This window comes from Zavarzinella formosa DSM 19928, assembly GCF_000255705.1.
GTDB classification, from domain to species: Bacteria; Planctomycetota; Planctomycetia; order Gemmatales; family Gemmataceae; genus Zavarzinella; species Zavarzinella formosa.
Map to the genome: position 1 here is coordinate 299,520 of NZ_JH636448.1, position 20,969 is coordinate 320,488.

A 20,969-nucleotide genomic window follows, 5' to 3' on the forward strand; every position below is an offset into this window, starting at 1 on the left:
GAATCAGTATTGATTGATCCGAATTTAACGACCCAAAAACAAGGGCAATCCGATATGAGCAGGCGAAGCAAGAAAGATAAGACGACGCAACCGACCAATGAATCGCCGGAATTGGCCCAAGGAGGCGCGATCCTGACGCAAACCGAACCAGAACCCATTGCGGGAGCGACGAGCGTGGAAGGGGCTGTTTTGGAGACCGGGCATCCGTTGTTAGATTGTGCGGTCTGCAATGGCAAGGGCGGGGATTGCGCTTTATGCGGCGGTTCTGGTGTGATGCCGCCGGGTGCGACCGCAACCAAGTCTGTGGGTGAGGCGATGACCGAAATGGAGGCGACAATCGAAATCACGGTCAATGCGGCAACCGGCGTAGTGACGCCCGCCGACTTCCCGGAGATTGTCCAGGCGGCACGGGAGGCGGGAACGCTTGACCCGGTTGCCGACGTGCAAGCCTTCGACAAATCGGGCGATCTGGTGGCGACGGGAACGATCAACCTCGACACGGGCGAAACGAAGATCGGCACGCCCGAGATTCCATCTATGAATTGGCGAGAGCACAGCATCATTGATCACTGGCATGTTGAGACGGCCCGCGTTGTCAGCGACATGGAAGAGGTCGTCTCGGAGGCCGAGTCGGAATATGAGGAGGCAAAGGACGCCGCAAAGAAGGCCAAAGAAAACCTTGAAGACAAGGAAAGGGAGCTTCGACAGTTGATTCGGTGGCGCCGCGAGAACTTCGGCAAGCCTCAGCAGGGCGAGCTTTTTCACGCCAAGCCCGCCGATCCGCACGCGTCCGAGGGGCTGACGGATTCGCCCGACACGGACTTGCCCCCGAGCGAGTGGAAGCCTGCCACCACGCCCAAAACATCAAGCGATGAGCATGGCTTGATGCCAAAAGAGCCGGAAGACGAGACTTGGAAAAAGGTGCCGCTCTCGTCGCTGAGCCTCAAGCCGGGATTGCTGAAGAAGCTCGAAAGTCCGATCCACAAGGATCGGGGGCCGATTTCGCCCATCACGACGTTGGGCGAGCTGACGGCTTACCAAGAGAAGACGCAGTCGGGATACGTCCATCTTCTGACCGACATCAAGGGCATTGGGGAGAAGGCGGCCGACGAAATCAGTGAGGCGGCTATGCAATTCTTTGCTGAAAGGAACACAAAGAAAGCGGGTGCGAAATGAACATCGCCCGCGATCCGCGAAAGATGCGGACCATAGTTGCCGTCGATTTGATCGGGCATCCGACGTCGGCGGCAAGGCTTTTGAAAACTGACGAAGCCGGGCTTCAGGCGATTATCAAGCGGCTCGAAGCTGAAGGGGCCAAACTCGTTCTTGAGGAGAAGGAAGGCGGCCGCTTTGGCTCGTTCATGTTTTGCGATCAGCAAAAAGCGAACGATGTTCTCGCCGATATTGGCCGGATTCTTCAGGAAAGGTATGCGAAGAAAGGCGGCACTGAATGACCGCCACTAAACGCGGCCATTACCTGAACGAGTTCGACGCCGGCGCAGCGGAATGGATGAGAGAGCTAATCAAGGGCGGCCACTTGCCGAAGGGGGAAGTCGATGAGCGAGACATCAGGGAAGTCAAGGGATGCGACCTTGCTGGCTATCGGCAGTGCCATTTCTTCGCGGGACTCGCCGGCTGGCCCCTTGCTTTGCGACTCGCCGGCTGGCCCGAGTCTCTTCCCGTGTGGACCGGAAGTTGCCCCTGTCAGCCATTCAGTGCGGCCGGGAAGCAAAAGGGCGAAGCGGACGAGCGCCACGTCTGGCCAGAGTTCCGACGTCTCATTGCCGAATGCCTCCCTCCAATCGTGTTTGGAGAGCAGGTTGCGAGCAAACTTGGAAGGATGTGGCTCGCCGGAGTACGATCTGACTTGGAAACATTGGGATATGAATTTGGGGGTTCCGATTTGTGCGCTGCGGGCGTCGGCTCGCCGCACATCCGGCAAAGGCTCTATTGGGTTGCCTGCCGAGTGGCCGACGCCGGATCACAATCACCACGGGACATCGGCCGATCCGTTGGCGAAGACTCGGCCGAGCGGCGCAAAGAAGCAATTGAATTTGCAGGATGCGGCCCAATTAGCGGGATGGGTGAGTCCTTCCAGTCGAGACTGGAAGGACTCACCGGGGATGGCCACGACAGGCATCAACCCGGACGGTTCGACGCGGACGAGGTTGGACCAGCTTCCGCGCCAGGCTCAGCTAGCGGGGTGGGCAACGCCAACCTGCATGAACGGGATGATACCGTCCCCGAAGCGGCTGGATTTGCTCGCCTCGGGCCAGACGACGCGAAAAGTGATGACAGGCGGGGAGCCGGTGAACTTGCACGAACAATGCCATCTATCGGGATGGCCCACTCCGAGAGTCGGGACCAACGGCGGGCATGGGAATGCCGAGAGAGCGAACGATCCGGGGAATTGTCGGTTGGAAGATACGGCGGCGGCTTCTGGGATGCCTTCGACCTCATCTCCTGTCGAGACGGAAAAACGCGGCGTGTTGAATCCGGCTCTTTCCCGCTGGCTCATGGGGTTTCCGGCCGTGTGGGACTCTTGCGGGGCTACGGCAATGCAATCGTGCCGCCTCTCGCTGCGGTCTTCATCAGGTCGTTCCTCGAAGCGAAAGGGCTGAAGGGGCAGTCATGACCAAGCAGCAAGCGAGAGATTGTCTGCCAATCGGCACGGACGATGCTTTGGGATGCCGCTACGTCTTCCGAGATTTACGAGTCAGGCGAATATACTCGGGCCGAAATCAAGAAGCTTCAAGGGGCATTGCTTGAATTGGCATTGAGCCTGTCACCCATTTTGGAGAGAAAGCGAGCGAAGAATAGCAATGCTAAAACTGACGCCCCTTGAGCATGTCAAGCTTCATTGCCGGGAGTTGGGCCTTCCGCTCCCGGAGCCCGAGCACAACTTCACCAAGGGCGTTCGGGAATGGGCGTTTGACATGGCTTGGCCGGAAAAGATGGTTGCCCTCGAAATTGAGGGCGGCGCGTTCATCGGCGGTCGTCACACCAACGGATCGGGGTTTGTGGCCGACATGCTGAAATACAATGAGGCGGCCTTGCGTGGATGGTGCGTACTTCGGTGTGTGCCGAAGGATGCTCAAAGCGAACGGATCAAGTGGCTAATTTACCGGGCGTTGACGATGAGGGCGAAATCATGATGACTTTTGAAGGATTTTCGATCACCAACCGGATGCGATGCGAGGATGCGTCTGGCTTCTCGCATCCGCTGAATTCATGGTCGCTTTCGGACTGGATCACGGCCACGACTGGCGAACTTGGCGAAGCGGCCAACATCGCCAAGAAACTGAACAGAGTTCGGGATGGAATTCCGGGCAACACGCAGCCCGAAGAAGAATTGCGCGCCAACTTGAAGGATGAGCTTGCGGACGTGTTCATTTATCTTGACCTGCTTGCACAGTCGCAAGGAATCAGCTTGGAGCAAGCCGTTCGCGACAAGTTCAACGCGACATCAAGAAGGATCGGATGCCCCATTGAATGCTGAGGGAGAATGATGATCTCCAGCCCGAAGCCCGGCCAAACCGTCCAAGTCTGGTATGGGCCGAAGTCTCGAAACCGCATGCCGCTACACGGACGGCTTGCGGTTGTTTTGGTTCCGGGAAATAGCAGGCCGAGAAATCACCTTATCAGCGTGGACGGCCATAAAGTGATTGTTCCGGCGGGGAATTTGCGAAAGGCGACAAGTGAACTACCGTAGTGATCCCGAATACCGTGCCATGCTTGAAACGGTCCTAACGTCGCCGCATGACACGGCGCCGAGGCTGGTTCTTGCGGACAAGATTCAAGAGTCTGGGGATGACGCAAGGGCTGAAAATATCAGGAGCCAGATCTCGGGATTCGTGAGCGGCAGCACGTTGCACATGATTTTGCCGATCAGGCTGGATCATGATCTTTTTGGCTCTCCGATGGTCGAAAAGCACAATGTGGAGCTTCGGGAGAATCGGGGATTTGTCGAAGGATTGACGACCACGGCGAAAGCGTTTTTTCATCACGCCAAAATTTGGTTTTCGGAGCATCCGATTCTCTGGGTTCGCCTGACGGATTTTCGGCCTTTGGAGTATTCGAATGGCCCCTATCCCATCGTGGGGGTTATCGATCAAAATTCAGCAGATGCCAGAATCAGCCATCCGTCCCACTCGCTCCCCTCTGATGTGTGGGTTCTACTCTCGAAGTCGTGCGAGTTCGTCAACGGGGGCATTGCCAATTTTAAGCGTCATGAGCTGGAGGCCGATATTTCCGACGCACTTGTTGCTTACGGCCGTCATCTCGCCGGGTTGCCCCCTCTGACAGTCTCAAATGCTTAATCGTTGATCCGTTATTGCGTCCCCACACGACCCGGCATTTTTGCCGGGTTTTTTCGTTTGCACTTCATGCGTCGGTCATGCTTTCGCATGGGCCGAACCCCAAATATTACCCGCCCGAATCCAAGCCAAGCGACGGAGAACATTTAGCCATGACGAGCAATGAAATCGTCGAACGCCTGCTAGGTCTGAATGGTCACCCCGATCCGGTGAAAGCGGCTCTCGCCAAGGTTTCGATTCCCTGCGGAATTGATCCCCATGACGTGGCCCAACACTGCCGAATCAGGGTGATGCTCGCGGCTCCGCGTTATTCGGAAGACAAGGGGACAGCGTTCACGTTTGCCTTTTCGGTTGCCTTGAATGTGGCTCACAACCACATTCGTGACACCGAGCGGAAGACGAAGCGGCTGGCTCCCTTGCCCCGACAACTGAACTCGCGGCCTGATTCACGGACCGTTCCCGATTCGAGGGATGCCGTAATCGACCGGGTTCGGACAGCGGTGAGGCAGCTACCCAAGGATCTTCGCCGGGTGATTCGGCTGGTGATGCTCGAAGAGGTCTCAAAGCCCGATGCGTGCAAAAGGCTTGGGATTCCAATGCGTGAATTAAACGAACGGCTTAACCTCGGCAAAGGCTTGCTCAAGCGCATCCTTTCGGGCAAGCCGGTCAAAGCGACCCGGCGAGCCTGAGGCCACGGCTCGCCGGGATGAGGTAACAGTGATGCCATACGCTCCGAAGCCTCTTCCCAGATCGCGGCTTCACCGGCCGGACAACCGACCGACTCGCCAGAAGCGAGGCTATGACCGGGATTGGGAAAAGCTGCGGGCGGCGGTGATTGATGACGAGCCGCTTTGCCGGATGTGCATGAACCGGGGCCGTCACGTTGCGGCCGATCTGGTTGACCACATCCAGCCCATTGAAGACGGCGGCGAACGGCTGAGTCGGGAGAACCTTCAGCCGTTGTGCCGGAAGTGTCACGGCGAGAAGACGGCCGAGGATCTGAGGAAGCGAAGGGGCAAGGCATGACCGCCGATCAATGGTTTGCGTTCGTCATGGGATGCTGCGGCGGGGCCGTTTGCTCAATTGTGTTCGGCCTTGCCGGGAGTCGCAAGGAGGATCGAAAGATGCGTGAAGCGTTGCTCAGGCTGACCGATGCCATCAACAACAACAGTCGGAAGCTGGCCGTCACAACTCGGATGAATTGAGCCATGCTCGAATATTGGTAGCTTTGGCTGATCCTGTTTGTCGTCATCTTTGCAAGTTCGGACTGACCCATGAACCCTGAGCAACTGCGGGCGGCTATTGCAACCACGACGGGCCGACCAGTCCAAGAGGTCAGGCTTGACGGCTTGCAGGCCAGCGTAGACGTACCGAGCGTTGGTGTCTTTGTGAGGATTGGGACTACGCCGACCGAGGCACTTGACCGGCTGCTCATTGCTGTCCGGGCCAATGTGAGGCTGGGCGGTGCGGGGCGAGCCATACGGTTTGAAGCGTGATTGGACATGCACCACGACGCGCCCCATCCGAGCCTTGAGGGCATGAACTTCGCCTTCTGGGCTGACTACCCTTGCGACCCGTCTTGGCCCATTGAGCGAATGCCCGACACCAAGGCCGAGGCAAAGATCAGGGCCAAAGTGATCAATGAGAGGATCAGGGCCAGAGACCGCCTCAATGAGGCAAAGAAGGCAAAGCGATGATTGACCCTGAGAAGGCCGCCAAGATCGGCTTTTGCATCTCTCTTGCTGTTGTCTTTGCGTGGCTTCTGACCCTTGCTGGCGGCTTCTGAGGGGCCACAGTGGGATAGGGGGTCGAATCTCTGGGGCTATGGCCTCAGTACCGACGGTTACGCATTTCAAAAAGTCACGCAGGTTTTCGAGCGACTTGGAGGGGGCTCCGATGGCTCCGGCGAGCGATTTTGACCCCACGGCGACCGTATTCGTGGGCGGTCCGTTCGATGGTGGCTCGGTCTGGACTGATGGCCATCGCATCCCGGACATGGTTTACACGCCTCGAATGCCCCCGGGTCAAGGCGGGGCGAAGCCAAAATTGTTCCCCCGGCCCGGCATGACGCGATACGAACGCGACGGCGGCCGACATGTGTTCCGGGGGTGGGTAGCCGAGTGAGGGGCGATCATGTTCGGATTCGGTGGCGCCAAGAAAAAGCGGGCCGTTGTCGCGTTGGCGAGAATCGGCGAGCTTTGGCCGCTGGCCGTTGAGCAGACCGACATTCCGAAAGCGTCGGGAGTGGTCAGAGGGAGCCACAGCCAAGCAGTGATTCTCTGGGCCAACGGGCTTGACAGCAACGGCAAGCAATGGTTTCCGCATCGGGGTTTCACCGACGCACAACTTGCCGACTACGAGGCCGGTCACGGTGACAGGAAGCAATGCGAGGCCCGATCCCACTGAGCCGAGAGGCCAACGAAGCCGCCGGAAACCCCGGCAAACGCTCCCAACCACGACGCGGAGCCCTGACGCTCGGCAAGCCGAAGCCCCCGAAAGACCTGACCGGGGAGGCCGTCGCCGAGTGGAACCGGCTGATTCCCGAGTTGGAAGAGGCCGGATTGCTGGCCAAAGTGGACCGGGCGGGGCTGTCGGAGATGTGCCGGGCGTGGGGCGAGATCCAAGAGGCACGGGCGATCCTCGGCAAAGACGGCTGGATGCTTCGTCAGCCGATCCAAAACGCGAAGGGCGAAGTTCTCGGCGAGAAGGTTCAACGGCATCCGGCGGCCTTGATGCTCTCGGACGCAACACGGCGATGGATGGTTCTCGCGATGCAATACGGCCTGACGCCAGTCGCCCGGATGCGGATGCGGCTTGAGGCGTCGGTTGATCAATCCGAAGAAGACGACCTGTTGAAGCTCCTGAATGAATAAGCCCGACTACGATCCGAGCCATCCGACGACCCAATATGCGAGGGACGTTGTTGAGGGCAAGATTGTCGCGGGGAAATGGGTCAAACTGGCATGCCAAAGGCACCTTGACGACCTCGAAAACGCCCATGAACGCGGGCTGTGGTTCGATGAACGTGCGGCGACGGCAGTCTTTCGGTTCTTCGCCTTGCTCAGGCTGGCCAAGGGGAAGTGGGCAGGCAAGCCGTTCAAGCTTGAGCCGTGGCAAAAGTTCGTCCTCGGCTGCGCTTACGGGTGGAAAAGGGAAGACGGCCTGCGGCGGTTCCGTGAGGTCCATTTGGAAGTAGCCCGGAAGAATGGCAAGACGGAGGTTGCGGCGGGAAATTCGCTTTATCTGCTTGTTGTTGATGGCGAGCAGGGCGGCGAAGTCTACTTCGCGGCGACGAAAAAAGAGCAGGCTGAAATTGCCTTTGACGCCGCGGCGAAGATGGCGGCGAAATCCCCGATTCTTGTCGGCCGGGTGAAGGTTTATGCGGGAAGCCTTGTCCACGCGGCGAGCGGGTCGAAGGCCATTCCTCTCGGGGCTGATGCGAAGACGCAAGACGGCCTGAATCCGTCGGGGATCTCCCGCGACGAGCTTCACCAATGGAAGGGCCGGGACTTTTGGGACGTGCTGGAGACGGCAACCGGAGCGCGATCGCAGCCTCTCGGCCTCTCCATCACGACCGCCGGGCATAACAAGTTCTCGATTTGGTGGGAGCGGCGAGAGCGATGCCTGATGATGCTCTCGAAGAAGCTTGATGATGACGAGCTTTTGGCCCTGATTTACACGCTGGACGAGGGAGACGACTGGACGGATCTTGCCAACTACATCAAGGCAAATCCAAACCTTGGCGTCACGGTGCGGATTGAGGAGCTCGCGAAACGGTGCGAACAGGCAAAGCAAACGCCCGGCGCCGTGAATGCCTTCAAGAGGCTTCGGCTCAACATCCCGACCGATTCGGCCGAGCGGTGGATCGACGAGGAACAATGGGCCAAGTGCCGAGACCCTATTGACGAGGCCGAGTTGCGAGGCCGGAAGTGTTTTGCGGCTCTCGACCTTTCGCAGACGCTTGATTTGACGGCCCTCGGGCTGATTTTCCCGCCAACGGGCGCTGATCTCAGGTGGAGATACATCGTCCGGCATTTTCTGCCGAAGGATGTCGTCAGGCAGCGGAGCGAAAAGGATCGCGTTCCTTATGACCAATGGGCGGCCGAAGGGCTTCTGATTCTGACGGAAGGCAACTGCGTTGATTACGCGGCCATCAAGTTGCGGGTGATTGCCGACGCCTTGGTGTTTCAGATTGTGGCGCTTGCCTACGACCGGATGTTTGCGTTGCCGGTGATTCAGGAGCTTCAAGACGAGGGGATCGAGTGCATTCCGTGGGGGCAAGGCTATCTGAGCATGAACGCTCCCACGAAAGAGCTTTCCCGGCAGATCGCATCCGGTGAACTTGCCCATCAAGGCGACAAGGTTTTGGATTGGGAAGCCGGGAATGTCTGCATTGAGACGGACGCGGCCGGCAACGTGAAGCCGAGCAAGCGGCGAAGCGGCGAAAAGATCGACGGATTCGCGGCGATGTGCAGTGGTTTGGGCGTGGCCTTGCTGAAGAATCATGAAGCCCCGACGACGGCCGGGATGCTCGAAATGGACGAAGAACTGGCGTCAATGCTCTGGGGTGATTCATGAGCCTTTTTGGAAACATCGGCGGGGCGTTGATGGCAATTCCGATTGCCGCCGGACGCCTCTACCACGTGCTTTCCAACAAGTACGCCGGGAGTTTCTTCGGCGGCGGGCAGGCGGGCCAGCAGCAAGATGGCAAAGTTGTCGTCACCGAGCAAACAGCCCTGACTCTTTCGGCGGTGTGGGCAGCGGTCCGGGTGATCTCCGGGAGTATCGGCGTCCTCCCGCTGCACGTGTTCATGAAGGGTCAAGGCGGGGCAAAATCAGACGCGGACGAGCGAACCCCCGGCGTGAATCTGGCGATGAATCCGAACTCGGAAATGAGCGCCATCACGTTTTGGGAAACGATCATCGCATCAGCTTTGACCAACGGGAACGGGTACGCGGAGATCGAGCGAAACGGCGCCGGCGACCCGATTGCCCTCTGGCCGATCCCGCCCACTCGCATCCGTCCGAAGCGTGATGCGAACGGTGTCATGATGTTCGAGGCTTTGGATGAGACCGGGCAACGCGTGCCGATGCCCGCCGAGGATGTTTTCTTTCTGCCCGGCCTCGGCTTCGACGGCTTGCTTGGCTATTCGCCGGTCAAGATGGCGGCGCGTTCCCTCGGGATGGCGGCGACGGCCGAGCAGGCCGGGTCGAATTTCTTCGCCGATGGCATGCGACCCGGCGGCATCTTGGAATTCCCCGGCAGCTTGCAGGACTGGCAGAAGTTCAATGCGAAGCAAACGACCAAGGAAGAACACGGCGGCGTCAAGAATTTCGGCAAGCGGATGGTTCTCTACGGCGGGATGAAATATGTTCCGCTGAGCATTTCGCCGGACGATGCTCAGTTCCTCGAAACGCGGGCGTTTCAGGTTGTCGAGATTGCCCGTTGGTTCAACGTCCCCCCGCACATGCTTCGTGATTTGAGCCGGGCGACGTTCAGCAACATCGAGTCTCAGGGCATCGATTTTGTGACTCACACGCTCCTGTACTGGCTCACGAAGATCACGCAGGAGTTTGATCGGAAGGTTTTGGCGGGACGGCCGGGCATGTTCTCCGAGCATTGCACCGAAGCCTTGCTGAAGGGCGACACAATTGCCCGCTACACGGCCTACGGCATGGGCCGGCAATGGGGCTTCCTGTCGGTGAATGACATTCGCCGGAAGGAAAACGAGTCGCCGATTCCGAACGGCGATCAGTATTTGGTCCCGGTGAACATGATGCCCGCTGGCGACACGCCACCGAAGCCGACCGCCCCGCCAACGCTCCCGAAGCAAGGCAACCAATCAGCGGAAGTTGATCCGTTGGTTGTGGCGATCAACCGGGCCGTGAGCCTCGAAATCTGCGAACTGACGGCGAACGCGGCCGAGCCGAAGACGTTCACGGAATGGATCGACGCCGGGTATGGTTCGACCCGAAAGTTTCGCATCATGGGTGATGTGAACGCGGCCGGCCTGGAATTCACGGCGGCCCATTCGTTCGCGGCGAAGTGGATCGCTGGGCGGCGGGAAGAGTTGAACCATCTGGCCGATTCTGTCACGCCGAAAGAGCTTCCCTTCGCGGCCGAACGGCTCGCCTTGCAGTGGTCGGAAGGCAAACGCCAGTTGATCGAAGACGCCCGGAGGATGATCGCGTGAAAGACTTCGCTTTGCTCAATCTGGCCCAAACGCTTTACGGCCAGCCGCACGCCATCACGCTCGACAAGTTGCGGCAGATTGTCGCCGCATTCGAGCGACGGCGGGCCGGCCTTGCCTTGTCGGCCGAGGAGCAAATCAGTTTTGAGGACGCCCGCGAGAACAACGAGATCATCCGGGCTTCCGTGGTCGGGGCAAAACTCCGCACGGCGGGCGGGATGACCGTTCAGCAGGTGGGCAAGGTCGCAATCCTCCCGATGCAAGGGACGATTACGCAACGGGCATCTTTCTTCACGAGTTTTTCGGGCGGTTGCTCGGCTGAGCAATTCGCAATGGCTCACGAAGAGCTCGTCAACGATGGGTCGGTCAAGGCGATTGTGTGGGATGTGGATTCGCCGGGCGGCTCGGTGGCAGGCGTTCCCGAGACTGCGAGCAAACTGCTTGCGATGAAGGGTCAAAAGAAGACCGTGGCCGTCAGCAACACGACGATGGCCAGCGCGGCTTACTGGCTCGCATCCAACGCAGATGAGATCGTTGCCACGCCTTCGAGCCTGACCGGATCAATCGGCGTGCTGGCCGTGCATGAGGATTACTCGCAGCAAAACGCGGCGGCTGGCGTGGCCGTCAACTACATCCACGCGGGCAAATACAAGGTCGAGGGCAACCCCGACCAGCCTCTCACGGACGACGGCCGGGCGGCTCTTCAGCAGACGGTTGATGATTATTACAACCTGTTCGTGAAGGGTGTCGCCAAGGCCCGAGGCGTGACGGAAAACAAGGTTCGGTCGGGCTATGGCGAAGGCCGGGCGATCACTGCGGACCGGGCCGTCGAAGCCGGGCTGGCCGACCGGGTTGGAACGCTGGAATCCGTGCTGAAGAAGTTGGGGGCCTACGAAGGATCGGCTCCGGCGGGGGCAATCCTTCTGCCGGGCGGTCTCAGTGCGAAGGCCCGTTTGCTGCTTGCCGAAGTGACCGACTGAATCCGAAATCAATGCCGGTCATTCCGGCGGTTCAAACAATCTTGGAGCTTGATATGAGCGTGACCGAATTGAACGCCCTGGCCATTCAGCGCAAGGGCCAGATCGAGAAGGCCCGGGCCATTTTCGGCCGGTCGGAATCCGAAGGCCGCGAGATGAGCGACGACGAGAAAAAGCAGTTCGACGCCCACATGGACGATGCGTTCAAGCTTCAGGAAAAGGCCGCCAGCCTGAAGGCCGAATCCGAAAAGAACCTTGCCCGCAAGAGTCTTTTGGAGGCGGGAGAAGCTTCTTTGAAGGAGCCGCGCGGCCGTCAGGTCGCGCCGTCGCAGCCGTTCGGCCAACGCGAGGGGATCGTCTATCGCGGCCGCCGGATGAAGCAAACCGCCGAGCAGGCCCGCCGAAGCGGCGACGAATACAAGGCGGCTTACAACGCCTACCTTGCGGACTTCACCGGGCAGAATCAGTTCTCGGCCGCCCTTCAAACGGACGTGGCCGAGAAGGGCGGCTATCTCGCCCCGACGGAAATGCTGGCCGAGGTTTTGAAGACCATCGACAACACGTTCTGGTTTCGCAAACTCGCCAACGTCCTGCCGCCGACGTCCGCGCCTTCGATCACGTGGAACAAGCGGAACGGCCGCATCAAGTCCTTTGCCTGGGGAGCCGAGATCGCCCCGCCAGCGAAGGACGCGAACCTGAAGTTCGGCCGTCGCACGATGACCCCGCACTACATGACGGGCGAGATCGACGTGTCGAATGACTTGCTCATGTCGGCCATCGTTGATGTTGACCAGTTCGTGGTAATGGAGATCGGCTTCGGGGCCGGGGACCTGGAAGAGCAGGCGTTCTTCGTGGGCGACGGGATCGGCAAGCCCATCGGTGCCTTCACGCCGCACGCCAACGGCATCACGACGGCCCGCGACAAAGCGACGGCGGCGGTCGATCAAGCGGCCTTGGTGTCGGTCAAGTACAGTCTCCGCGAGCCGTACCTTCGCGATCCTTCCTTGCGGTGGGTTGGCTCACGTCAGTTCCTCATGGACTGCGCGAATCTGAAAAGCACGCAGAACGAGCCGCTTTGGCTAATCAGCCTCCGCGACGGGCAACCGGATTTGCTCCTCGGCACGCCGATCACGATGAGCGAATACGCCCCGACCGGCAGCAACGCCGGCGCGTGGCAGACGGGCGACTATCAGGCCGCCATCGGGGCTTGGAGCAATTACGACATCATCGACGGCAACGACATGGGCATTCAACGGGACGAATCCCTGATGCGTCGGGAGAACCAGACGGCCTATATCGTTCGCCGAAAGGTGGACGGTTGCCCCCGGTTTGAAGAGGCGTTTGCCCGCCTCAAGCGATCCTGAGATTCACGCCGATTCGCCGGGCTCGCCGTGAGTTCCGGTCTTCTTCCGACCACTGATTCAAGGGATTTATCCGATGGATAACACCGAACTTTCGAGTTGCGTCCGCTTTGAACGGGCATTGGCCGGGGCGGCGGCGGGATCAACCGCCCTGACCGGCCTGACCATCGACACGCAAGGGGCCGAACGGGTGTGTTTCGTGCTGGTTCTTGGCGACGGAACCAGCACAGGCACCGTTGTCATGAAAGCCCAATCCGACACGGATTCGGCGGCCGGAACGATGGTTGACATCGCCGGGGCAACGACAGCCACGGCGACGTCGGACGGCACGAGCACGGACAACAAATTGATGATTCTTGACATCATCAAGCCAACGAAGCGATACGTCCGTGTGATCGTCACGCGGGCCGTGGCCAACCATGTTGTTGAAAGCGTTGTCGCGGCGGTTTACTGCAACCGCGATGAGCCGGTGACGCAGACCAACAGCCTGTCCACCGTGGCGGCCATCTGCTGATTGATTGCCTTGATCCGCGACTCTTCGAGGGCTTGCCGTGCATTCGCTGCGAAAAACCGTCCCCGCAACCGAACTGCCGGTGAGCCTCGAAACAGTCAAGGCCCATCTTCGCGTGACGTGGGACGATGACGACGATTTGATTTCGGGGATGATGCTCCGCGTGGCCGAGGAGATCGAGGCCGGATGCGGAATCCCGATGGGCGTGGCGACGTTTGCCGAGACCGTGGACGAGTTTCCTTGCAACCACATCACCATTTCACGCCGACCGGTCGTGTCGGTGGATTCAGTGGCGTATTGGGACATTCACGGCGTTCAACAGACGCTCGACCCGGCCGCTTATTATTCGGCCTTGCAAACGGGCAGGTTACTCCCGAATTGCACATGGCCTTGCACGCAATGGAACCGGCCCGAGGCGGTGGAAATAACGTTCACGGCGGGCGCTTCGGACAACCTGCCGCCGCAAGCCGTGAGTGCGTTCCTGCTGACGATGGCCAACCGCTTTACCCTTCGCGGCGAGGCGACGACGAACACGTCGGCGGGGACTGACACGCTGTCACTTCCCCCGGCGGCGGTGATGCTTTTGCGGCAACTGTGGCGGGGGGATATCTGATGATTCGCGTTGGCTCTATGGTTGACGAGTTTCATGGATCGTCAGAGGCGTTGGCAAATGGGCTGAAACTGGCCGCCGAGAAGGCCAAGGCATTTGGGGCCGAGCATGATCGACGTCAGCGACTACGACCGGCCCGTAAAGCTTTTGGTCTCATCGCCAGTCACCGATCCGGAAACAGGCCAGGTGAGCTATGCGTTCACCGAGGGCCGACGCCTGGACGCGAACATCCAAGAGGTTGGAGCCAGCAAGCAAGCCGACGGCAACGCCGAGCGCGGAAACGCTGACGTGATTATCAGGCTCCGTGGCGAGATGCACGCGGTCAAGGTCACGGACATGGTTCGCGACCATGACGGGCAGGAATACAGCATCGGCGGCGTGAACAAGGACAGGGCGAACCGCGAGACGATTTTGACATGCACGCGGGTTGATGCGGAGACTGATCCGGGGGATTGATATGGCCTTCAACATCGGCATCAGATTCAAGGCCCTCGGCGTCCCGGAAATCTACCGGAAGCTTTACGAGCTTGACCGAAAGTTGGCCCGCAAGGCAATGCGAAAAGCAATCACCGAAGTCGACAAATTGATCCTTCGGGACGCAAGGTCGAAAGTACGCGAACAAACCAAGACACTGAAAAAATCACTCGGCTCGAAGGTGAAATCGTACAAGGGCGGCCTGGTGATCGTCGGCATGACCGGCCCGAGAAAAGACGCCAGAGGCAAGCCCGCAAAGTTTCGGCGACAGGTCAAGGTGAAGACTGGCCGTGGAACGCGAATGGAATGGAGAAACCCCGTGTTTTACGCCCATTTGGTTGAGCAAGGCACCAGACCGCACACGCTCGGGGGCGGGTCCGAATTGACGAGGCTTAAGGCGAAGAAACGCAAGCGGGTCCAACATGGGACCATGCACCCCGGAACGAAACCGCAACCTTTTCTGAGGCCGGCTTTGGAACGGAATCGGAGTGCGATTCCGGAGATCATCGCCCGCTATTTGAACGAGGCGATCAAGACACTTGCGAAGGGATGACATGGCGGCACGATACCGGATGGACGCGGCCATCCGGCAATACCTTTTGGCGGTTCCGGGCGTTGCCGCTTTGATGGGCACGCGAGCCTTTCCGGAGACAGGCCCGATCAACATCACGGCCCCGTTTCTGACGCTCACTTGCGACTCTTCGGAGAGCAACAAGAGCCTGAACGGCGGCGAGTTGAAATCACGCGAGGCCGTTTATCAAGTCGCAGTGGAAGCCCGGACAAGCAAGATTGCCGGGCAGATTGTCGGCCTGATGACCGCGAGAAAACAAGATGGCGGCATCGGCGGATTTCGCGGCACGATGGGCACGGGCGACAACGCTGCTTACGTGCAATATGCCTTCGTCGGCGAGGTTCGCGACGAAGCCGAGCAACCGGCGACGGCCGAGAACGACCAGCGGTACACGGCGTCTTTTGACCTTCGGATTAAGTTCAACACATAAGCGGGAGTTGATATATGGACCACGCAACAAGCAGCCTTGGCCTCGATATTCTTTCTGCTCCCGACGCTGACACACAACCGGCCGACAACACCTTTGTGAGCGTCGGGCAGATCATTGACGAGAACACCGATGAAGGCGACACGGGTTCCATCCCGGCCACGCACTTGAACCAGACCGGCGTGCGAAAACGATCCCGACCGTCCGTGACAGAGCTTGGAATGCTCACATATAAGGTTCACATGAACGGCGGCGTTTTCGCCAATTTGAAGGCGTGGAAGGAAGGCAGGGAAAGACGATGGTGGCTCGTCAAACTGCCGTTGCCTGACGACGAAACCCACTTTGACTTGCAATACGCTTATGGCTTCATCAAGTCCCTGAAGCGTGACGCGCCGGCCGACGGCGGCGGGATGACCGTCGATGTGACCATCGAATGCAGCGAGTTGAATTTCGTCGAATATGCCCCGTGATTCGCGGGCTTTTGATTGCTGACTGATCCCACAAACCAAGCGAGTTTTGACCATGCCACGCACGCTGACGCGAGCTGATTATCTGAACGCCGAGATCCCAAAGCCTGAGCCGTTCGCCGTGCCAGAGCTTCGGATCGATGGCGACGCCGAAGACCCGGTCGTCTTCATCAAACATCTCGACGGAAACGGACGGACGGACCTGGGCAAGAAGCTTTCGTCCACGAAAAGCGAGGCTGACACGCAAGCCATCGCCGTGATCGTCGGCGTCGTGGACGATGCAGGAGTCCCCCTTTTCACGGATGCCGACATCAAGGCAATCGAGGCGAAAGACGGCACGCTCCTCTTCCGTCTCGCCGAGCGAGTTTTGGCCATCAATGGTTTCGGACGCAAGGCCACGGAGGACATCGAAAAAAACTCCGTGACGACCCCGAAGAGCGTTTCTGGGTCGAACTCTCCTACCGATACGCCCGCACCGTCGGCGAGCTGAAGACGCAGATTTCGAGCCACGAATTCACAAAGTTGATCGTGGCCGAAAAGCTCAACCCACGCGGGCCGGAACGCATGGATCTTGGGTTTGCCACACTGGCGAGTCTGTTTGCCAACGCTTACCGGGGCAAGGGGCAATCGACTTCCAAGACGGCCGACTTTATGCCGGACTTCATGGGCAATCGGAAGAAGAATCTTGCTGAGCGTATCCGGCAGACCGGCAAGGCGATGGCTGTTTCGCTTGCACGCAACAAGAAGAAAAAGGGAAGCTGATCCGTGGCAAATATCGCCTCACTCGCCGTGCAAATTGTCGGCACCACCGGGGGGCTTTCGGCCTCACTGAAGGAGTCGGAAGGGCTCCTGAACAAGTTCCAAAAGAGCGCGGCGGGCAAGGGTGTTTCTTCTCTTGCAAGCGGCCTCAAGTCGGGCATTGGATCGGCGTTTGACGGTGTTTCTGGAATGATTTCCAAGGCAGCTCTTTCGCCGCTGACGATGGTTGGCGGTCTGCTCGGGGGCATCGCCGGGATTGGTGGCGTCGCGGAAATCGTGACGCAATCAATCAGCCTCGCGGCCGAGCTCGAAGACTCGCAAACGACGTTCAAGGTGATGCTCGGAGACATGGGCAAGGCCAAATCCCTGATGGCCGACATCACGGACCTTGCGGCCCGGACGCCCCTCACCACACAAGAGCTTGTCAAGTCGGGAGGAATGCTGCTTTCGGCCGATGTGAAAGACACCCAAATCGTTCCCACGCTGACGATGCTTGGCGATGTTGCGGCCGGGGTTAATCAGCCGCTCAATGAGATTGTTTACCTCTACAACCAAGTCCGCACGCAGGGCCGTTTGTACGGGGACGATCTGCGTCAGTTCACGGGGCGGGGCATCCCCCTCATTTCGGCGTTTGCGTCATCGTTGAATGTGAGCGAATCGGCGGTTAAGGGATTGGTTGAAGAGGGCAAGATCGGCTTTCCTGAGCTGCAGGCGGCGTTGCTTGGCATCACGTCCAGCGGTGGCAGGTTTTTCGGAATGATGGACGAACGCAGCAAAACATTCTCAGGAATGATGTCAACCCTCAAGGATAATTGGCAGCAACTTGGGGCGAAGTTCGGCCAGATTTTGATTGAGGAGTTTGACCTCAAGCCACTGATCGAAAAGTTCAGCGTCTTCGCCGGTTCGGCGAAGGCCGACCTTGATTGGTTTCGTCCGTGGTTCTCCGACGTCAAGGATGGGGCGAAGGCATTGGGGGTGGAGCTCGTCAACGGACTTCAAAGTGCGGTCGTGTGGATGGCCGCGATAGTGGAGGACGCGAGAGAACTGAAGGATCAGTTCATGAGCATCGCCAGTATGGCCAGAGTTGGCGGCGCCGCCGCCAAGCTCCTGAACCCCATGCATTTAATCGCCCCGAACGGAACGGCGATAATACGGGACGGCAAAAATCTGTACGCGGAGTACAAGGGCAAATCGCCAGAAGAAATTGAAGCCGAAAAGGCCGCACGAGAAGCGAGATTTTCGGGCGCAATGACAGTGAGGATGAAAGAGTTCAAGACGATTGTTGATCGTCTTGCGAATCAATTCATCACGGGCATTTCGGGCAGTGTCGAAACACGGAAGGCATTTGACCTCTCGGACGTGGCCAAGGAAATTAGCACCACTTTCAAGCCTGACATGAAGGCTGGAGGCTATGACCAGCTTGGGTTTGTGATGGGCGGGCTTGGCATGTCCGTTGCAGCCGGCGGCGATTTGATCAAGAGCAAGACAGAAGCTCTTGCGATGGGCTTCGGCGGGCTCAGTGTTGTTGCCGCGGAGCTGAAAACCAGCATCAACCAACTCAATATCGAGTCCAAAAAGCTGACCGCCGACCAGGTGAAGCATGTTCGCACGCTCACAGAGGAGATGGACCCCTTCATCAAGATCGGCCGCGAAATGAGCGAGTTGCGAGATATTCGCAAACTTGGAGGCTTCAACAAGGAAGGCGTCACCGGGCAGTTCTTCGGCTTCGGCCGAGACAAGGAGCAAAAGCTGTTCGACTTCGCCCAAGGAAAGCTCTTTGAGCCGCTAATGAAAGACGTTGCCGAAGGGAGCAAACTGGCCGCCTCCGCATTAAAGGGAAGCTCCGAAGCTGCGAGCATTATCAACCAAAACAAAACCGACCAGCAACAAAGCGCCCTTGAGCGAATGGCTCAGGGGCTTGCGGACGCGAAGGAAATTCAGACGCAACAACGCGACCTGATGAAGCGGTTTGTCGAGTACGCCAGCAAGGCCGGATTGATCGAGGTCAAATAATCATGGCCGACACGCCGACAGTCATTGACATCATCGAAACCGCCGACGGGGTCGAGGGCACGCTCGACATCCAGACGGGCGACACACGCACACGAAGTTTTCGCGTGTTCTTCGAGGGCTTCAACCAGTCAGTGGACGCGGCCAGAAACGCCACGTGCGAAACGAGCATCGTCACGGCGATTCCGGGGTATGGCGAAAACCACCCGGAAAACTCGTTCATTTATGTGCTGAAGAAATCAGGCAAAGTAACATCGGATTCCAACGGCTCCGCTTGGGATGTGACGGTTGAATACGGCGTCCTCACGGCCAACGCCAACCCATCGCCGTCACCATCACCGGCAGGGGCCGACGGAGCGACCGGAGACAGCCCGCCACCCGATCCGGAGACGCCGCAAAAGTTCTCGATTAACTATTGGACCAAGACGAGCGCCCCCCAGGCTGACATCCTTGGCAACGCGTTTCTAAACGCTGCCTACGACTTTTATGAAACGCCTCCCACGCGGGAGGATGAATACCTGATGTTCACGGCTGTCCGCACGTCGTCCAAGATGGATTACGATTGGCTGGACAGTCTGAATAACTGCATCAATGTCGCGGCCCACAAGATCGGCAACAAGACTTACGCGGCCGGAACTTTGAAGGCAAACATCACGGCCGAATGGCCCGGCGGTTCCGACGGGAAATCGTGGACGGTGACGATTGTTGTGAGGCATGATCCGGACGGGTGGGACTGGCAAATCATCAACGCCGGATTCAACAAGCTGGTTCTCGGTGGAATTGCGGGAATCAAGAAAGTACCGATCATCCTCAACGGCTACAAGCCGAGCAAGCCGCAATTGCTGGACGCATCGGGCTTCTTGTTGGCTCCCAATGGGAACCCAACCTACAAGACGTACCGCAAGCATTACAAGGCTGATTTCGCATACCTTGGCCTCGGATACCCCGCGTGAAAACCGGCATCGCCCTATCTCAGTCCACCTATGACCGCCTCATGCGGATGCTGTCCGCATTCGAGGGCGGGCGCATGGGCAACGGCGGCGATGGTGTGTTCCCGCAAGAGCCGGAACTTGTCCTCCTGGCCGTCGCATCGTCGACCATCGGAACATACGGCTACCCCGCAAAATACCAGATATTCGACGAATCAACAGGAGCATGGGCCAACGACGATGGCCGTCCCGAAACCGTCTACCTGAACGACGTGGCCGCAACCCCGCTGAAGTCAGGCGAGCAATATTTCGCCCGCTTCTCCGGTTTTCGCGGCGATGCGTTGGAGTCGGTTTACACGGTTGTTCACCCGCTGCCCCTGATCCCCGACACAGCCCACGATGTGAAGGGCAAGATCAATCTTCTGGGTCAGCACTTGGGCAACGGATCAAAGGGTGTCGATTCGTTGTGGGTGGGAATCTATGACCGGAGCGACGGGGCATTATTTGCCAATTCGTCGGGGGCGATCTGGGTGACCGGCAAGACGGCCGGCGTGCCCAACAGCGGCGAGTTGCAGACCGGAGCTTTTACCAGCATTCTTTCCGGCGTCGGGGCAAATGCCCAAGCCAAGGCATACACGGACGGGTCGAGATACGGCTGGAACTTCCTGACGAATGGCGGGACCGGCGGTGGCTACCAGTCAATATTCACGGCCGTTTACGGAGCTTCCGGCAATTCGCTGATTAGCACGGACAACATCTCGCTCGCTCAAAACTGCCACGCTCGAACCTATTCGGTCAAGTATGGAATCCTGACCTTCGCCGGTGATAGCTCGATTGGATTCGACCCGGCATCCGGTGTCAACCAGACTCGCGGATTGAATTTCGTCCACGGTATTTACATCGGCGGGGACATGGTGATTTCCTACGTGGACATCGCCGGTGGCAACACGATCACTTTCGGTTCGACAACTCGCTAATCATTAAGGAATTCGCATGTCTGCACGCACGTTGACAATGGTTCTTTCCGGCGCGGGTGGCGGTACGTTTGAGTTCGCCAAAAACAATCTCGGGGCCACGGTCGACCCGACCGTGACGGACGACGATTCCAAGGGCTATGCACAGACTTCGCAGTGGGTGAACACGACCAGCAATATCTCGTTTGTCTGCACGGACAATGCGACGGGCGCGGCCGTGTGGGTGCAAAACGGGCCGGGTGCGACGGGGCCGACCGGCCCGACCGGAGCGACGGGGGCCACGGGTCCGACAGGTCCAACCGGAGCCACAGGCGCGACGGGTCCGACAGGTCCGGCCGGGGCCAATGGCTCGCCCATGAACTGGCGAGGCGCGTACAGCGGGGCAACCGCCT

28 protein-coding genes are annotated in these 20,969 nt (G+C 58.9%); all 28 read left to right on the forward strand.

What is annotated here, in order from left to right:
• Nucleotides 1-54: 54 nt before the first annotated feature.
• Nucleotides 55-1,176 carry a hypothetical protein gene (locus BGIM_RS0140070; RefSeq protein WP_157369792.1) on the forward strand — a complete coding sequence of 374 codons (1,122 nt, stop codon included), beginning with the start codon at nucleotides 55-57 and terminating at the stop codon, nucleotides 1,174-1,176.
• Nucleotides 1,173-1,454: a hypothetical protein gene (locus tag BGIM_RS0140075; RefSeq protein ID WP_020475235.1), complete on the forward strand. Its 282-nt coding sequence runs from the start codon at nucleotides 1,173-1,175 to the stop codon at nucleotides 1,452-1,454. Before BGIM_RS0140070 ends, BGIM_RS0140075 begins: the two co-directional genes overlap by 4 nt.
• Nucleotides 1,451-2,635, forward strand: coding sequence for a DNA cytosine methyltransferase (locus BGIM_RS0140080; protein ID WP_020475236.1), 1,185 nt, complete (start codon nucleotides 1,451-1,453; stop codon nucleotides 2,633-2,635). Before BGIM_RS0140075 ends, BGIM_RS0140080 begins: the two co-directional genes overlap by 4 nt.
• Before the next feature lie 187 nt (nucleotides 2,636-2,822).
• Nucleotides 2,823-3,155, forward strand: a complete 333-nt coding sequence (locus tag BGIM_RS64055) for a hypothetical protein (protein WP_020475237.1) — start codon at nucleotides 2,823-2,825, stop codon at nucleotides 3,153-3,155.
• Nucleotides 3,152-3,499: a MazG nucleotide pyrophosphohydrolase domain-containing protein gene (locus tag BGIM_RS59140; RefSeq protein ID WP_052640205.1), complete on the forward strand. Its 348-nt coding sequence runs from the start codon at nucleotides 3,152-3,154 to the stop codon at nucleotides 3,497-3,499. Before BGIM_RS64055 ends, BGIM_RS59140 begins: the two co-directional genes overlap by 4 nt.
• Nucleotides 3,500-3,698: 199 nt before the next feature.
• A complete protein-coding gene (locus BGIM_RS55000) occupies nucleotides 3,699-4,319 on the forward strand; it encodes a TIGR02996 domain-containing protein (protein ID WP_157369793.1) in 621 nt (206 codons plus the stop codon).
• A 149-nt stretch (nucleotides 4,320-4,468) separates the two neighbouring features.
• Nucleotides 4,469-5,005 (forward strand): RNA polymerase sigma factor, encoded by a 537-nt coding sequence (locus BGIM_RS0140100; protein ID WP_020475240.1) that lies wholly within the window; start codon nucleotides 4,469-4,471, stop codon nucleotides 5,003-5,005.
• 31 nt (nucleotides 5,006-5,036) lie between these two features.
• Nucleotides 5,037-5,342, forward strand: a complete 306-nt coding sequence (locus tag BGIM_RS55005; RefSeq protein ID WP_020475241.1) for an HNH endonuclease — start codon at nucleotides 5,037-5,039, stop codon at nucleotides 5,340-5,342.
• Complete coding sequence (locus BGIM_RS0140110) at nucleotides 5,339-5,521, forward strand: hypothetical protein (protein ID WP_020475242.1); 183 nt, start codon at nucleotides 5,339-5,341, stop codon at nucleotides 5,519-5,521. The genes BGIM_RS55005 and BGIM_RS0140110 overlap by 4 nt, the downstream gene beginning before the upstream one ends.
• A 691-nt stretch (nucleotides 5,522-6,212) precedes the next feature.
• Nucleotides 6,213-6,440, forward strand: a complete 228-nt coding sequence (locus tag BGIM_RS0140130) for a hypothetical protein (RefSeq protein ID WP_020475246.1) — start codon at nucleotides 6,213-6,215, stop codon at nucleotides 6,438-6,440.
• A gap of 9 nt (nucleotides 6,441-6,449) precedes the next feature.
• Nucleotides 6,450-6,722 (forward strand): hypothetical protein, encoded by a 273-nt coding sequence (locus BGIM_RS0140135; RefSeq protein ID WP_020475247.1) that lies wholly within the window; start codon nucleotides 6,450-6,452, stop codon nucleotides 6,720-6,722.
• Nucleotides 6,701-7,189, forward strand: a complete 489-nt coding sequence (locus tag BGIM_RS0140140) for a phage terminase small subunit P27 family (RefSeq protein ID WP_020475248.1) — start codon at nucleotides 6,701-6,703, stop codon at nucleotides 7,187-7,189. The genes BGIM_RS0140135 and BGIM_RS0140140 overlap by 22 nt, the downstream gene beginning before the upstream one ends.
• Nucleotides 7,182-8,894 (forward strand): terminase large subunit, encoded by a 1,713-nt coding sequence (locus BGIM_RS55010; protein WP_020475249.1) that lies wholly within the window; start codon nucleotides 7,182-7,184, stop codon nucleotides 8,892-8,894. The genes BGIM_RS0140140 and BGIM_RS55010 overlap by 8 nt, the downstream gene beginning before the upstream one ends.
• On the forward strand, nucleotides 8,891-10,510 hold the full coding sequence (locus BGIM_RS55015; RefSeq protein WP_020475250.1) for a phage portal protein: 1,620 nt from the start codon (nucleotides 8,891-8,893) through the stop codon (nucleotides 10,508-10,510). The genes BGIM_RS55010 and BGIM_RS55015 overlap by 4 nt, the downstream gene beginning before the upstream one ends.
• Nucleotides 10,507-11,487 carry a S49 family peptidase gene (locus BGIM_RS55020; protein WP_020475251.1) on the forward strand — a complete coding sequence of 327 codons (981 nt, stop codon included), beginning with the start codon at nucleotides 10,507-10,509 and terminating at the stop codon, nucleotides 11,485-11,487. The genes BGIM_RS55015 and BGIM_RS55020 overlap by 4 nt, the downstream gene beginning before the upstream one ends.
• Nucleotides 11,488-11,540: 53 nt before the next feature.
• Nucleotides 11,541-12,848, forward strand: a complete 1,308-nt coding sequence (locus BGIM_RS0140160) for a phage major capsid protein (RefSeq protein WP_157369794.1) — start codon at nucleotides 11,541-11,543, stop codon at nucleotides 12,846-12,848.
• A gap of 73 nt (nucleotides 12,849-12,921) precedes the next feature.
• Nucleotides 12,922-13,359: a hypothetical protein gene (locus tag BGIM_RS0140165; protein WP_020475253.1), complete on the forward strand. Its 438-nt coding sequence runs from the start codon at nucleotides 12,922-12,924 to the stop codon at nucleotides 13,357-13,359.
• Nucleotides 13,360-13,396: 37 nt separating this feature from the next.
• Nucleotides 13,397-13,969 (forward strand): head-tail connector protein, encoded by a 573-nt coding sequence (locus BGIM_RS0140170; protein WP_020475254.1) that lies wholly within the window; start codon nucleotides 13,397-13,399, stop codon nucleotides 13,967-13,969.
• A gap of 105 nt (nucleotides 13,970-14,074) precedes the next feature.
• Nucleotides 14,075-14,422 carry a phage head completion protein gene (locus BGIM_RS0140175; protein ID WP_020475255.1) on the forward strand — a complete coding sequence of 116 codons (348 nt, stop codon included), beginning with the start codon at nucleotides 14,075-14,077 and terminating at the stop codon, nucleotides 14,420-14,422.
• 1 nt (nucleotide 14,423) lies between these two features.
• Nucleotides 14,424-14,993, forward strand: coding sequence for an HK97-gp10 family putative phage morphogenesis protein (locus tag BGIM_RS0140180; protein WP_020475256.1), 570 nt, complete (start codon nucleotides 14,424-14,426; stop codon nucleotides 14,991-14,993).
• A 1-nt stretch (nucleotide 14,994) separates the two neighbouring features.
• Nucleotides 14,995-15,441 carry a hypothetical protein gene (locus tag BGIM_RS0140185; protein ID WP_020475257.1) on the forward strand — a complete coding sequence of 149 codons (447 nt, stop codon included), beginning with the start codon at nucleotides 14,995-14,997 and terminating at the stop codon, nucleotides 15,439-15,441.
• 14 nt (nucleotides 15,442-15,455) lie between these two features.
• Nucleotides 15,456-15,908: a hypothetical protein gene (locus tag BGIM_RS0140190; RefSeq protein ID WP_020475258.1), complete on the forward strand. Its 453-nt coding sequence runs from the start codon at nucleotides 15,456-15,458 to the stop codon at nucleotides 15,906-15,908.
• A gap of 52 nt (nucleotides 15,909-15,960) precedes the next feature.
• Nucleotides 15,961-16,395: a hypothetical protein gene (locus BGIM_RS0140195; protein WP_020475259.1), complete on the forward strand. Its 435-nt coding sequence runs from the start codon at nucleotides 15,961-15,963 to the stop codon at nucleotides 16,393-16,395.
• Nucleotides 16,396-16,403: 8 nt separating this feature from the next.
• Entirely contained in the window at nucleotides 16,404-16,667 is a 264-nt protein-coding gene (locus tag BGIM_RS55025) for a phage tail assembly protein T (protein WP_449355847.1), read from the forward strand.
• Between the two features lie 3 nt (nucleotides 16,668-16,670).
• Nucleotides 16,671-18,677 carry a tape measure protein gene (locus BGIM_RS0140205; RefSeq protein WP_020475261.1) on the forward strand — a complete coding sequence of 669 codons (2,007 nt, stop codon included), beginning with the start codon at nucleotides 16,671-16,673 and terminating at the stop codon, nucleotides 18,675-18,677.
• Between the two features lie 2 nt (nucleotides 18,678-18,679).
• A complete protein-coding gene (locus BGIM_RS0140210) occupies nucleotides 18,680-19,627 on the forward strand; it encodes a hypothetical protein (protein WP_020475262.1) in 948 nt (315 codons plus the stop codon).
• Nucleotides 19,624-20,580: a hypothetical protein gene (locus BGIM_RS0140215; RefSeq protein WP_020475263.1), complete on the forward strand. Its 957-nt coding sequence runs from the start codon at nucleotides 19,624-19,626 to the stop codon at nucleotides 20,578-20,580. Before BGIM_RS0140210 ends, BGIM_RS0140215 begins: the two co-directional genes overlap by 4 nt.
• Nucleotides 20,581-20,596: 16 nt before the next feature.
• The coding region (locus BGIM_RS68080) for a collagen-like triple helix repeat-containing protein (RefSeq protein WP_202947382.1) at nucleotides 20,597-20,969 on the forward strand (373 nt) is incomplete at its 3' end.